General features: G+C 68.6%; 8 protein-coding genes and 1 pseudogene. 2 read left to right on the forward strand and 7 right to left on the reverse strand.

Annotated features, from left to right (window positions below):
- Positions 1-222: 222 nt before the first annotated feature.
- From ltrA to POL72_RS39295, 7 genes and pseudogenes are all read right to left on the reverse strand, one after another.
- On the reverse strand, positions 223-1,551 hold the full coding sequence (gene ltrA, locus POL72_RS39270) for a group II intron reverse transcriptase/maturase (protein WP_272101985.1): 1,329 nt from the start codon (positions 1,549-1,551) through the stop codon (positions 223-225).
- A gap of 876 nt (positions 1,552-2,427) precedes the next feature.
- Positions 2,428-4,086: a recombinase family protein gene (locus POL72_RS39275; RefSeq protein ID WP_272101986.1), complete on the reverse strand. Its 1,659-nt coding sequence runs from the start codon at positions 4,084-4,086 to the stop codon at positions 2,428-2,430.
- Positions 4,087-4,422: 336 nt separating this feature from the next.
- Positions 4,423-4,989 carry a transposase gene (locus tag POL72_RS51985; RefSeq protein WP_373372306.1) on the reverse strand — a complete coding sequence of 189 codons (567 nt, stop codon included), beginning with the start codon at positions 4,987-4,989 and terminating at the stop codon, positions 4,423-4,425.
- A 56-nt stretch (positions 4,990-5,045) separates the two neighbouring features.
- Positions 5,046-5,207, reverse strand: a pseudogene (locus POL72_RS51990) (transposase); the annotation flags it as partial.
- A gap of 26 nt (positions 5,208-5,233) precedes the next feature.
- Positions 5,234-5,740 (reverse strand): transposase zinc-binding domain-containing protein, encoded by a 507-nt coding sequence (locus POL72_RS39285; RefSeq protein WP_272101988.1) that lies wholly within the window; start codon positions 5,738-5,740, stop codon positions 5,234-5,236.
- 714 nt (positions 5,741-6,454) lie between these two features.
- On the reverse strand, positions 6,455-6,577 hold the full coding sequence (locus POL72_RS39290) for a hypothetical protein (RefSeq protein WP_272101989.1): 123 nt from the start codon (positions 6,575-6,577) through the stop codon (positions 6,455-6,457).
- Positions 6,578-6,770: 193 nt separating this feature from the next.
- The gene (locus POL72_RS39295; RefSeq protein ID WP_272101990.1) at positions 6,771-8,693 is read right to left on the reverse strand and encodes a methionine--tRNA ligase; all 1,923 of its coding nucleotides are present in this window, start codon (positions 8,691-8,693) and stop codon (positions 6,771-6,773) included.
- An 824-nt stretch (positions 8,694-9,517) separates the two neighbouring features.
- On the opposite strand from POL72_RS39295, the gene POL72_RS39300 reads away from it, so the two are divergent.
- Together POL72_RS39300 and POL72_RS39305 are read left to right on the forward strand one after the other, a co-directional pair.
- Positions 9,518-11,041 (forward strand): serine/threonine-protein kinase, encoded by a 1,524-nt coding sequence (locus POL72_RS39300; RefSeq protein WP_272101991.1) that lies wholly within the window; start codon positions 9,518-9,520, stop codon positions 11,039-11,041.
- A 137-nt stretch (positions 11,042-11,178) separates the two neighbouring features.
- The gene (locus POL72_RS39305; RefSeq protein WP_272101992.1) at positions 11,179-12,468 is read left to right on the forward strand and encodes an Hsp70 family protein; all 1,290 of its coding nucleotides are present in this window, start codon (positions 11,179-11,181) and stop codon (positions 12,466-12,468) included.
- Positions 12,469-13,025 lie beyond the last annotated feature (557 nt).

Genomic DNA, 13,025 nt, shown 5'->3' on the forward strand with positions numbered 1-13,025 from the left:
TCTGCTCGGGTAGGATTTCGGCATTCATCCTGGCGCAACCTGTTCCCATTGCAGTTCAGTCAGGGCGTCCCCGGCGGCTGCAGGAGCGATTCGCCGCTCACCTTGCTGCCGAACCAGACCGTCGTATAGCGGCCGGGTAGCCCCGGGTCGTCGCCTTCCCGGGGCCCCCACGGATCCGGACGTGCAGATTTCCCGCATCCGGCTCTTCGAAACACGGCTTCGCTACACGATTCGGACGGCGGTCGGCTTCAGAAGCGGGTAGCGCTTCAGGAGCCGATTCATTGCCGCCCAGGAGAGACCACGCTGGGAGCGGCGATGCAGCCACCGCCACCACACCCGCGTGGCCCAATGCAGAAGAGTCCAGAGCCTCGCCCGATTGCCAGGGCGGCCATAGTAGCCGTAGTGGCCTCGGAGCTTCAGGTTCAAGACGTACTGCTGCCTCTCGAGTGGTTCATGGCGATGGGCCTTGCACCACTGCGAGGTACCCCTCAATGCCCGTTGGAAGCGATCCGATGCCGTTCGTGTCTTCACTGCCCACTTGCCCGCGAGGCTCTTGCCCCAGTGGATGGTGAAGCCGAGGAAGTCGAAGGTGGCCGGCTTGTACGGCCCCTCGTCCGCGTCGCGTCGGCGCGTCATCCGGTCCGGCCGCTTGAATGGCAGAAGCCAGGTCTTGTCCGGGTGCAGCGTCAGACCGTACTTGCTGAATCGCTTCGGTAGCACAGCCATCACGCGGCGCGCGTCCTCCTCGTACTCGAACAACATCACAGCGTCATCGGCATAGCGCATCAGATGGGCTTGGCCGCGCATGCGCGGTCGCACCTCTCTGGCAAACCACACGTCGAACACCTCGTGCAGAAGGACATTTGCAAGAATCGGGGAAACGACCCCGCCTTGCGGACTACCCGCATCCGGGTACTTCAGACTTCCGTTCTCGAGCACTCCCGCATTCAACCACTTACCTATCAGGCGTAGAATCGCTCCATCGCGTATCCGGCGACATAGCACTTCGCCCAGACGCTCGTGATCGATCGAGTCAAAATACTTCCGTATATCGATCTCGATGACCCAACCGCCAGCCATCCTCGTCGCCTCTCGGTGCAGCTCGTCCAGCGCTTGTTGCGCCGACCGGCCGGGACGAAAGCCGTACGAGCAGTCCAGAAACTCCTCCTCGTAGACGGCTTCAAGCACCATGGCAACTGCGCGTTGCAGCACCTTATCCTCGAAAGTTGGAATACCGATCGGCCTCGTTTCCGAGCCAGACCCTTTCGGGATATGGACTCTGCGCACCGGCGGCGCACGGTACGTGCCGGACTTCGCGCGTTCGAGAAGCGACCGGAGGTTGTCCTCCAGGTGTGCCGCATAGTCGTCCGCACTCTGTCCGTCCACGCCCATCGCGCCATCTTTGCGCGTCCTTCGGTGTGCCTCACGTAGCCATTCCAGGTCGATGTGATGAGCGAGCGTCGTGAGCGGCTGTTCGCGGAGTTGCCGCGCCAGCCCTGCTATCCGTTTGAGTCGCGTTGAGATGGGTACCAAACCCGATGTCTCTTCCATCTTTCCCTCGTACGGTTCCGTGTCCCGGCGCGCCCTTCGCTCCACGGGGTCCCACGGCTCGGTTCCCCCGATTCGTCGCTACTATGGCGCGCTCCGACGTCCCGCTGCTCCGCTTCGGCTTCGCTCGCGCTCGCCTTCACGGTTCCGTCTCACGACGTAGCCAATGGGACCTCCCAAGTTCCTCGGCGACCCTCGCCACGCATGCCCCGGCTCTTCGACTCCGGTGGAATCTCAGGAGCAGGCCTCCGGGAACATGTCCCTACGCATCGCTCCCTCGATGTTGCCTTCCGGGCTTACGGTCCCGTCGGCTTCCACGACTTCTTTCTTTCGGAGCCCGATTCCGCGGCCCGCGTGCTCGCTGTCTACGCTTCGTAGTCCGGGTTGCCCTCGGTCACCACGCAAGACTCGCTTCCGACTGGCGGCCCTACCTTGGTCGGGCAGGAATTCAACCCGCTGGGTCGCTACATCAGGTTTCAGTTGGTGTGGACTTCACATGGCATCCTCCTGATCGAAGCTGTGCTTGGCGCACCGTAGGTAAAAGAAGCCGGATCGCAGCGCGAAGAAGTGTAGCGCGGCAGAGCGAAAGGGTGGGACCGCGAGCGTCGTGATGGCTCGGTCCTGGGTCGAAAGAGCGTGGTCCGGGCGGCGCCGAACGCGCTACGGGGCGCATCGGCGCGCCGTGGGCACACGTGTCCGTCCGGGCGTTGGTCTGGCCCGGGAGGCGCGTCGCGAGACGCTATGCGGCGTCACCGGGCGCCTTGCGGCGCACAACGGTGCTTTTCCAGTACGGTGGCCGCCGCGTAGACGCTGGGAGAGCGTGCTGGAACATCGGTCGGCTAGCCGAGCGCGGAGAGGAAGCGGACGATGTTCCGGGGCTCAGTGACCATGGCGACGAGCTTCATCCGCCCCTTGCAAGTTGGGCACTCGAGGACATCGATCCTGCGAACGTAAAGCCGAAAACCGGCCGGAGAGCGGGATCGCGTGCTCGATAGCGACGTGGTCGCCTGTCACGACGACACGCTCGATCAGCAGCCGGACGAGGCGTTGCCGCCCTGCAAAGTCCAGCTTATCCAGTCCTTCCCGCAGCGTCGCCGCAAAGGCCGTCAGGTCGTCGGCCAGCTGATTGAGCCGAGTTCGGTCCTGGTCCTGGGCCGCGATCTCCTCGATGCGAACGCGCACCGCGCGCTGCTCGGCATCGAGGCGATCGCGCCGCGCCTTGAGCTCCTCGACGGATATCGCGCCGGCCTGATAGGCGTCGACCAGCCGTTCGACTTGAGTCTGGAGCTTGCGCTCGGCGCTCTCGAGACGGGCACGGTCACGGCGACTCTGGTCCTCTCCCGCGCGGCTCGAACGCCATGCCTCAACCTCTTGCAGCAGCATCTCCGGGGACTGAATCCACGATACCAGCGCGTCCCATACCACCGCATCGAGCTCGTCGCGACGGATGTACTTGGCTTTGCACCGCTTGTCATGGCCGCGCACTTCGGCGAGGCGGCGTCGGCATCCATAATAGAAGTACTCGTAGGGCACGCCGGACCGCGGGGCCTGTCGATGGCCCTCCATGCGCCACCCGCATTCACCGCAGACGACGAGCGACCGGAGAAGGTAGTCGTGCTTGAGGTGCCGCGGCGCCTGCCACCGGTGCTTCGCGAGGATCGCGCGGACCTCGGCTTGCTCCTTTTCGTCAACGATCGAAGGGACCGGAATGATGAGCCACTCCTGCTTGGGACGGAAGCGGCTGGAGCTCTTGAGGTGCTTTCGGTAGGAACCCGGCTTTTTCGGTCGTGCCGGTTCGACCGACATCCGACGACCGTAGGTCGCCATGCCAGTATAGGTGGGGTCGGTCAGCACCCCATAGACGCGGCCCTCGGTCCACCGCGCCGCCCTGCGAGGACGTATCCCCTGTGCGTTCAGTCGCCTGGCGACGGCGCGTGAGCTGAGATCCTCCTCGCGCACCCACCGGTACATCGCCCGTACATGCTGGGCTTCGACCTCGTCGATGACGACCGTGCGCCGCAGCCCATCGGCAGAGCGTTCGATGGCATAGCCATAGCGTGCGACAGAGCTGTAAGGCAGCATCTGCCCGGCACGCAGTTTGTGAATACGACCGCGGCGCGTGCGCTCCATGATCTTCGCGCGCTCATACTCGGCGATGATGCCCTGCATCTGCACGAGCAGGCGGTCCTCGGCACGCTCGGTCGCGGGGCATTCGACGAAGTGCACGTGGACTCCGCGGTTCGTCAGCTCCTCGACCAGCACAACCTGATGCACGTAGTTGCGCGCGAGCCGATCGGGAGCATGTACGAGCACCACGTCGATCAGCCCATCGGCCGCTGCGTCGCGCAACGCGTCCAATCCCGGCCGATCGAGGCGAGCGCCACTGATGCCGTCATCGATGTACCGTCGCTCTGCCGGCACCGTGAGCCCCATGGCGGTCGCTGCGTTCTCGAGCGCTTCGAGCTGCGACGCCACCGTTTGCTCCTGTTCCTGCCGCGCCGTCGAGACGCGCGCATAGAGGGCGGCTCGTTGGCTCATGGTCTCTCCTTTCGTTGCTGTTGCTGGCGTTGGGTTCGTTGCTCCTCTTGGCGCCGTCGTCCCCGCTCCTGCGCAGCCCGATCGGGGGGCTTTCCGCGGCGTCGATCACGAGGCCGACCGCCAGGCTGAGCCGAGATGAACCGTCGGGCTGGGGCCGCGCTCTCCACTCGATCCTCCACGCACGCTGGGTCATGGATCCCCGCCATCCTTTCGGGGACCCCCTCACGACCCCAGCCCGTTGACGGGAGCGACCCATCCGCAGCCTCATTCCCACCCTTCCCGGAATTCCTGCGGATCTTGAAAACACGCCGGTGCAGCACCAGCCTCAGCAGGTTTTCATGCTTTGCGTTCGCAGGATGTCGATCGCAAATGTGCGGCGCAAGAGCTCGGCCCACGGTCGATAGCCGCCACGCTTGCGTTTCGGAGCGACGTCATCGTCCGCCTTCGTAGGCACTTCTGGCTTCGCAGGGCGCGGTCCGATGCGCTTGCGCGCCAACGTGGGCGACTTGCCGAGGCGAGCACGCCAGCGTACTTGACGGTGTGAAAGCGCGGCGGCGGAACGCTGGCCGCGAGACGGCACAGGGCCGAGAGCGGATCCATGTCCACCGCGACAGTCCCGTCAGCGAAGGCGCGCCTCCGCGACAGCCGCACCAGGCCGTCCTGCTGCGGCTCGACGCGCTCGTTTGCGATCGGGGGTCGCAGCACGTAACGCAGCAGCGCCTCCCTCGCCGCGGCATGGTGCGCACCAGCGCGCGTCGCTGCGTGCAAGGTGAAGCCATCGAGCGCAGCGCACAGCGGCTTGTCGTACGCGAGCGCGCTCGGACAATACGACGAGAGCCCGCGGAGCCATCGCGGGGCGACGACGTGTGGCGCGGCTCTCGTCCCGAGACGGCGGAGGCACAGAGCGCGGCCTCGGGCTCGTCGTCCTCCTCGACGTCGTGCTCGATCTCGAGATGCCCGTGCCGCCGGAGGTAACGGAGCATCCGCCCGACGGCGTGCTCTATGACCTGACCGACCTCGCGCGTTCGCAGGTGACCGAGTTCGTTCCACACCAGCTCGGTGCCGTCTTCGTGATAAGCCCCGTCGAGGAAGACCACGTGCAGATGCGGATTGAGCCGCATGTCGCCGGACGTGCGTTGCACGACGGTCACCGCGCCGCTCTTGACCGCGCCGCACGCGCCTCGGCGCGCTCTTCGTAGAACCGCTCCACGCTCTCGACGAAGATGCGGGTCAGCACGCCGAACAACGCCCCGTCCTGGGCGAGCCTGCGCCGCCACGGAAACGGAAACGTCAACACCCACTGCCGGAACGCCACCTCGGGCAGGACGTCCTCGATCAGGTTCGTCGCCGTGGCACACATGCGTCGGCCCAGACACGACGGGCAGAAACCGCGTCCTTTACAGATGAAGGCCACCATCCGACTCTCTTCGCAGCGCTCGCACCGGAGCCGCGCGAACCCGCGGCAGAGCAGCCCGCAGTCGAGGTAGGCTTCGAGCTCCTTCTTCGCGTGCTTGGGTATCCGGACGGCGATGGCGCCGTCGTCGATAGCCCCGTACAGCGTCTCCACGTTGTCGCGCACGATCTCGTAGAGCGTCGTCTTCTCGGGGCGACGGCGCTCGTAGACGACGCCCGTGGTGCGAGCCGCGCTGGCCACACGGCGCGGACACCGCACGCCGCACGCCACGCGGTGAGGGCGCGTTTTCGCCGCGAATTTCGACAACCCGCCGGGCTATCGCCCATGGCGGCGCCAGGGCGGAGCGGCGGGCCGGGGGGCGGCGGGCCGCGACGCTCGCTGCCGCGGCGGCGGAGGCGCTCGCCGAGCACCCGGCTCGCGCTCGATATGTCGGCGCGCGAGAACGCAGAGCGCGAGCGCGCAGCGTTGCAGGAGGAGATGATCCGGGTGCAGCAGAGCCGGCTAGCGGAGCTGTCCACGCCGATGATCCCGATCACCGAGCACGTGATGGTCATGCCTCTCATTGGGACCATGGATGAGCAGCGTGCCGGGCACGTGCTTGCATCTGCGCTCTCTGGCGCCGAGGCGCATGGTGCGCGTGCCGCCTCCGTGCCAGCATGCAGGAGCCGCTTCGCCACTCGTTTCCCCACCGCTCCCCGTGGCGTCCGCAGTTCCGCCATGGCGTCGCCACGCAGCATCGCGGCGAGAGGGTCGTCGCCTGCGCACGCCGCCACGCTTGCCTCCCGGCACAGGCCTGGTGCTTGCCGGCATCACTTTCCGGATGCCTCCGGGGCGCTTCGGCACGCAACCGCCGCGTGCGGGCGATCCCAGTAGAGCCTGCGGGCACTGGCGAGCGGCAAGGCTCCGGCAGCGAGTCGACGCGAGCGGCGGGCTCGACGTTCGGCCCAAGCTTACTCACCGCTCCGGTGCCACCGGCAGCCCGAGCAGCTGACCGATCGCCTCGTGCACGACCCAGGCTGCCTCCGCGTCCCCGAGGGCGACGGCTCGGCTCAGGGTGCCGGCGAGCGACGCAACCACGGCGGCTCGAGGCGATGGATCGACCGTCGCGAGTTCTCCGGGCCCAGGGCTCGGCGGTTGGGCCGGGGTTGGGTCCATACCTCCTGAGGGGGTGCGATCCGTCGTCACGCGCTCGTAAAATCCCTGGAGATGCGACGGATCGCGACGGTTCGCCCCCGTGGCGGAATCCTGGCGGGATTTCTGACACGCAGAACTACTCCGCCGGTACCGGCGCGAAGTAGACCTGCTTGGGACCGATGGCGTGCCCGGCGGGGATGGGGGTGCCGAGCTCGTCGAGGCGGAAGACGTCCGGTGGGAGTCGGAGCGACTCCCGCAGCCGATCCATCGTGGCCGGGACGAAGGGGTAGAGCATGATCATCAGGTTCTTGAGCACGTAGAATGAGGAGAAGAGGGCGTCGCGCCGGCCCTGCTCCGGGTGCCGGTCGTCGTGCGGCTTGAACTGCGCGAAGAGGCTGTTGATGACGCGCGCGTAGTTCTCGATCTCGAAGAGCAGCGTCGGGTAGTCGGCGCGATCCATCGCCCGCACGTAGCGCTGGACGATGCGGACGGTATCCGAGACGACCTTGTCGAGCAGCGCCCCCTCGGGCACGCGCCCGCCGAATTTCGAGTGCGTCGCCGAGATCGGCCGCTCGAACGCCGCGTTGAGCGGCCCGGCGAGGAACCGGTTGCGCTCGTCGAGCTTGGCGAATTCGAAGTTCGACGGCTTCTCCGCGAGGCCGAGCAGCGCCAGGTAATAACGGATCTGGTCCGCTGAATACCCCTTCTCGTCGAGGAGCTGATCGGCGGTGAAGAAGTTTCCGCGCGACTTGCTCATCTTGTCGCCCCCGACGAGCAGGTGGAAGCACCCGAGGACGTCGGTGAGCTGCAGCTCGCCGGGCGCCGGCAGCCGGCGCGGATCGGCCTGCGCGCCGAGCCACATCGCGCCCTGCATGAGCACGTAGAAGAAGACGTTATCCTGGCCGAGGAACTGGTAGATCCTGGCCTCCGGATCGCACCAGAAGTCCACGTACCGGGCCGGATCGACGCCCCTCCGGGCGAGCGCGACCTGCGAGAACGCGATGGGCGCGATCAGCGAGTCGGGCCAGACATAGAGCGTCTTGCCGGCCAGCTCGGGATCGAGATCCACCGGCAAGGAGAGCCCCCAGGCGACGTCGCGGGTGATGGCGCGGTGAGCCCAGTCCTCGACGGGCTCGCTGGGGACGCCGTGGCGCGCCAGGGCGGCGCGCGCCTCCTCCATCTCCGGCTTGCTGCCGAGCTGCAGCAGGACCTCGCGATCCTGCGTGAACTTCGCCTTGTGCTTCGGCAGCGACGCCTTGATCTCCTTGTACGTCGGGGCGAGGTCGGCCTCGAAGCGGAGCGAAGGCATCACGGTGTTCAGCACGTCCGCGAGCACCGCCGGGCGCCACGCGCCCTGCTTGCCCTGGATCCAGCCCCGGAGCGTTTCGGACACGGCCCACATGTCGAGCCACCAGTGCGCGGTGTCGCGCATCACCGGCGTGGCGTTGCTGAGCGCGCTCCGCGGACTGCCGAGCTCCGAGGGCGAGTGCTGGTGACCGCAGCGATCGCACTCGTCGCTGTACGCGTCTCCATTGTCGCACTTCGGGTTGGGGCAGCGCCCGCGCACGAAGCGGTCGGGGAGGAAGCACTGGAGCTCCGGATCGAACCACTGGCTGCTCGTGCGCTTCTCCAGCAGGCCGTTCTCGTGCAGGCGCCTCAGGAAGCGGTGCGCGAGCTCCTGCTGAATCGGGAAGCACTCCGGCCGCGAGGTCCCCGAGTAGACGTCGAGATCGATGTCATACCGCCGGAGGCTCGCGCGCTGCTTCTCGTGGATGCCGTCGATGAACTCGCGTATCGGCACCCCGGCCTGCCGCGCCGCGATCTGGCTGGCGGAGCCGTGATCATCGGTGCCGCAGACGAAGAGGACGTTCTCGCGGCCGATGACCAGGCCCAGCCACCGCGCGTGGATGTCCGCAGGGACGTGCGCCCCCGCGAGGTGCCCAAGGTGCAACATCCCGTTGGCGTAGGGCATGCCTGCGGTGACGACCGCCCGCCTGGGCCTGCGAACCTGGCGAAGGACCGAGGCGACGTCGGTCGGGGCGCCGTGATAAGATGCCATCGAAGCTCGCTATACCCCAGCGAGCCCATCGGCACAACGCTCGCGCCTCAAGCTTCCTTCGTCGTCTCATGAGCCGCGAAGCCGCGCCCGCGGAGGACTCGGGCCCTGCCTGAGCTCCGAGGTGGCCTGCTCCTGAAGCCTCTCCACGAATGGTCCGGGAGAATTCACAGGGAGGCGGAGAGGCGGGGAGAAGGGAAATAAATCCCCATGAATCTCCCCGCTTCCCTGTTCAATATTCCTCTAAAAAATGCCGACGAAATGAGGGATCTGTCAGGTCCTGCTCGATACCCGTCCTCCGTGTCGCGATTCCTCTCCTGCCGGCTCGAACGGACGTCGTGGGGTCAGGTGTCCACCGGTGTCGGCAATCCAGGGGGTCCCCAGGAGGACAGGACGGAGGCCATTGAAGACTTCCGCTTTCACCGCGATCAGGCACGCTCGGATCACGCGCACATCGCGGCCCGTGTCGTGGGGCCACGGGGCTCCGGCGGTCGCTCGCTGGTCTAGGACCACCCGCCCATCGGCGCAGCCAGCGAAGGCGACAGCTCCCCACGGGTGGGCATCGACGCGACGAGGCCGGGCCAGGAGGGCCGTCTCGCCATGCCCGCGTGACACCGGAACGCGCCGCCGACGCCGCCAGGGCGCCGCGCGGACGCCGGCGGGGCTCTCCGGCGTCGCCCTGCGTCAGCCGAGGCGGGGCCGATCCGTCGCGCCCGGAACCCGCTTCTCGTCTAGACTCGCCGTCGATGGCCGACCTAGCCAGGCAAGCCGCCCCGGACCAGGCACGGCAGCAAGTACCCCCGGAGAGGCCCACCCGACGCTGTCCCGTGTGCGGCGTCCGGTACCCGCTCGACTTCCTCGTCTGCCCCATCGACGCGACGGCCCTGGAGCTCCAGGGCGTGACCGCGACCGACCCGATGGTCGGCGAGCTGCTCGCGGGGAGCTTCTGCATCACCGGCGTGATCGGCGCGGGCGGCATGGGGCGCGTCTACGTCGCCGAGCACATCCGCCTGCCGAAGCGCTTCGCCGTCAAGGTGCCGCACGAGCACTTCGCCAGCCACCGGGAGGCGATGGCGCGCTTCGAGCGCGAGGCGCAGACGATCGCGCGCGTGGGCAACGAGCATGTGATCGACGTCGTCGACATCGTCCGCCTCAAGGACGGGCGCCCGTGCATGGTGACCGAGCTGCTCAAGGGCGAGGACCTCGGCGCCTTCCTCGACCAGGTCGGCAAGCTGCCGCTCCCCACCGCCATCACGATCTCGCGCCAGGTCTGCCGCGGCCTGGCCGCGGCCCACGCGACCGGCGTCGTCCACCGCGACCTCAAGCCGTCGAACCTGTTCCTCGTCCGGCGCGAAGGGGGCAGCGTCCACGTGAAGATCCTCGATTTCGGGGTCGCCAAGGTGCTCGACGGCGCCGACCTCACGCGCACCGGCTCGGTGGTCGGTACGCCCCAGTACATGGCGCCGGAGCAGGCGCGCGGCTCGGCCGACGTCGACTCGCGCGCGGACATCTACGCGGTCGGCGCCGTGCTGTACCGCATGCTGACCGGCGAGCGGCCCTTCCCCGAGGAGGAGCCGACGCGGACCATGCTCCGCCTGCTCACCGAGGATCCTCGGCGCCCGCGCGACATCGACAAGACGATCCCCGAGGGGCTCGAGGCGCTGATCCAGCGCGCCATGGCCCGGGCGCGCGAGGACCGTCCGCCGTCCGCCCAGGAGCTCGATCGCCTGCTCGCGGACTTCGATCTGCAGGATCCGCTCGCGCCCTCGCGCGCGCTCGGCGTGGGCGTCGCGGTGACCGAGGGCGCCCCGAACGACGAGCGGGCCACGGTCGTCATCCCGAACGCCCAGGGCCAGAGCGCGGACGACGTGACGCGCAAGGCGCGGCGCGCTCGCCCCCTCGCGTCGCTGCTGTCCATCGCCGTGAGCGTCGCCGCGGGCGCGGCCGTCTTCACCAGCGCGGCGATGGTCCTCCGCAGGGTCTACGGCATCACCGAGCGGCGGGCGCTCAGCCAGAGCGAGATCCTCCTCGCCGCGGGCGCCGCGGGCGCGCTGGCCTTCATCGCCTTCGTCGCCACGCTCCGCGTCCTCGTCGGCCGCTGGCGGAGCGCGCCGGCCATGGAGCGCCTCGGCAACGGCCTCCTCGGCGCGCTCGTGTGGCTGTTCGTCTCGTGCGGCGCCCTCGCGCTCGGCGCCGCCGCCTACAACGCGTTCGCGCTGCCGATCCCCGCCCTGGGCCTCGATCCGGCCGACTGGCTCGGCTGGATCGACGTCGGCGTGATCGCCCTGCCGACCCTGATCGCGCTCGTCGTGCTCACCGTGGCGCTGCGGCGCGTGACCCGCGTGTCGTAGCGACGCGGGCGGGGCAGCAAATTCTGCTCATCCAGCGAGCCAGCGGGCATTTTCGCATGCATTCGATAGCTTGTAAATAGGTGGCCATGTCGGGCAGATCCGCGTGCTCGCGAAGCACCCCACGAGGAGGCGAGATCATGTCCGCACGATTCAGGCCCGAGGTGTATGCCGTCGATTTCGGTACCTCCAACTCGCTGCTCTCGGCGGCCAGCGCGGAGGCGACCTGCCCGCCCATCCCGCTCGACGCCGCGGCCGCCGATCCGACCGTCCTCCGGAGCCTCTTGTTCTTCGGGCAGGAGCGGTTCTCCTGCGGCGCGGCGGCGATCAGCGACTTCGTCGCGAACGGCATGCAGGGCCGCTTCATCCGCTCGATCAAGAAATACCTCCCCGATCGGAGCTTCTCCGGCACGCAGATCGGGCACCGGGTCGTGACCATCGAGGACCTGATCGGGCGCTTCCTCCGGGAGATGCGCGAGCAGGCGAACCGCCACTTCGACGCCGACGTCGCGCGGGTCGTGCTGGGCAGGCCGGCGAAGTTCTCGGCCGATCCGGCGGACGATCGCCTCGCCGAGGAGCGCCTCGAGCGTGCGGCGCGCGTCGCCGGCTTCCGCGAGGTCTCCTTCTGCCCCGAGCCGGTCGCCGCCGCGCACGACTTCCACCTGGAGCTCGAGCGCGGGGCCGTCGTCCTCGTCGCCGATTTCGGCGGCGGGACGTCCGATTACACGATCGTCCGGATGCGGCCGGAGGGGTTCTCGCCGTCCGACGTGCTGTCGCTCGGCGGCGTCTCTGTCGCGGGGGACGCGCTCGACGGCAGCCTCATGCGCCACAAGATCGCCCGTCACTTCGGCGCGGAGGTCACCTACCGCGTCCCGCTCGGCTCGAACCAGCTGACCATGCCGCGATCGATCGCCGAGAAGCTCTGCTCACCGGCCGACATGACGGTGCTCCAGCACCGCGATGTCCTCGCCTTCCTTCGCGACGTGAAGGCGTGGTCCCTCGGGCCGGAGGATCGGCAGCGCATGGACAACCTGCTCTGCCTCGTGGAGGACTCGCTGGCATTCCGGCTCTTCGAGGAGATCGAGCGCAGCAAGTGCGCGCTGTCCGGAGAGGCGGCCACGGAGTTCCGCTTCGATTACCCGTCGATGCACATCCGCGAGCGCGTCGCCCGGGAGGAGTTCGAGGCCGGGAGCGAGCGGCCGATCGACGCGATCCTCGGCGCGCTCGACCGGACGGTGGCGGACGCGGGCCTGTCGTTCGACGACATCGACGTCGTGTGCTGCACGGGCGGGACGGCCAGGGTGCCGGCGCTCCGGCGCGGCATCGAGCGGCGCTTCGGCGAGGGAAAGGTGAGGCAGCTGCGGAGCTTCCACTCCGTCGTCCAGGGGCTGGCCGAGCGCGCGCGCAGCATCGCCGCCGCGTCCTGCTGAGCGGGCGCCGGCCTCGCCGGTCGGCGCGGCCCCGTCCGTGGTCGGCGCAACCTTGCCGGTCGGCGCGGCCTCGTCCGGGGTCGGCGCGGCCTTGCCGGTCGACGCGGCCCCGTCCGCGGGCGACGCGGCCCCACCGTCGAGCCAGCGGGGATCGCCCTCGACGACCCACGGGTACGCCTCGTGGAGCGCGCGTTCCATCAGGCCGCCGTAGCTGTGGCCGGCCCCCACAGCGTGCACGACGCGCGCCGTGACGCCGCCGCGCTCGAGCACCTCCCGCGTCTTGCGCGCCCGCGCCGCGCAGTCGGCTCGTCCGCACGCGAGGAGCACCCGCGCCCCGCCGCCGCCGTGAAAGCGCCGGGCGGCGCCGGGCGTCCACTCGTCGAAGCTGCCGTAGCCACCCTCGATCAGCGCCGCTCGCGCGAAGCGGGCGGGATGCCCGGGCAAGAGCAGCGCGCCCATGATCGCCCCCTGCGAGTACCCCGCATAGATCGGGTCGCGGAGATCCACCCGATCCCCGAAGCGCGCCGACAGCGCCGAGACCGCCGCGGCGACCTCGC

It is taken from the genome of Sorangium aterium, assembly GCF_028368935.1.
GTDB lineage: Bacteria > Myxococcota_A > Polyangia > Polyangiales > Polyangiaceae > Sorangium > Sorangium atrum.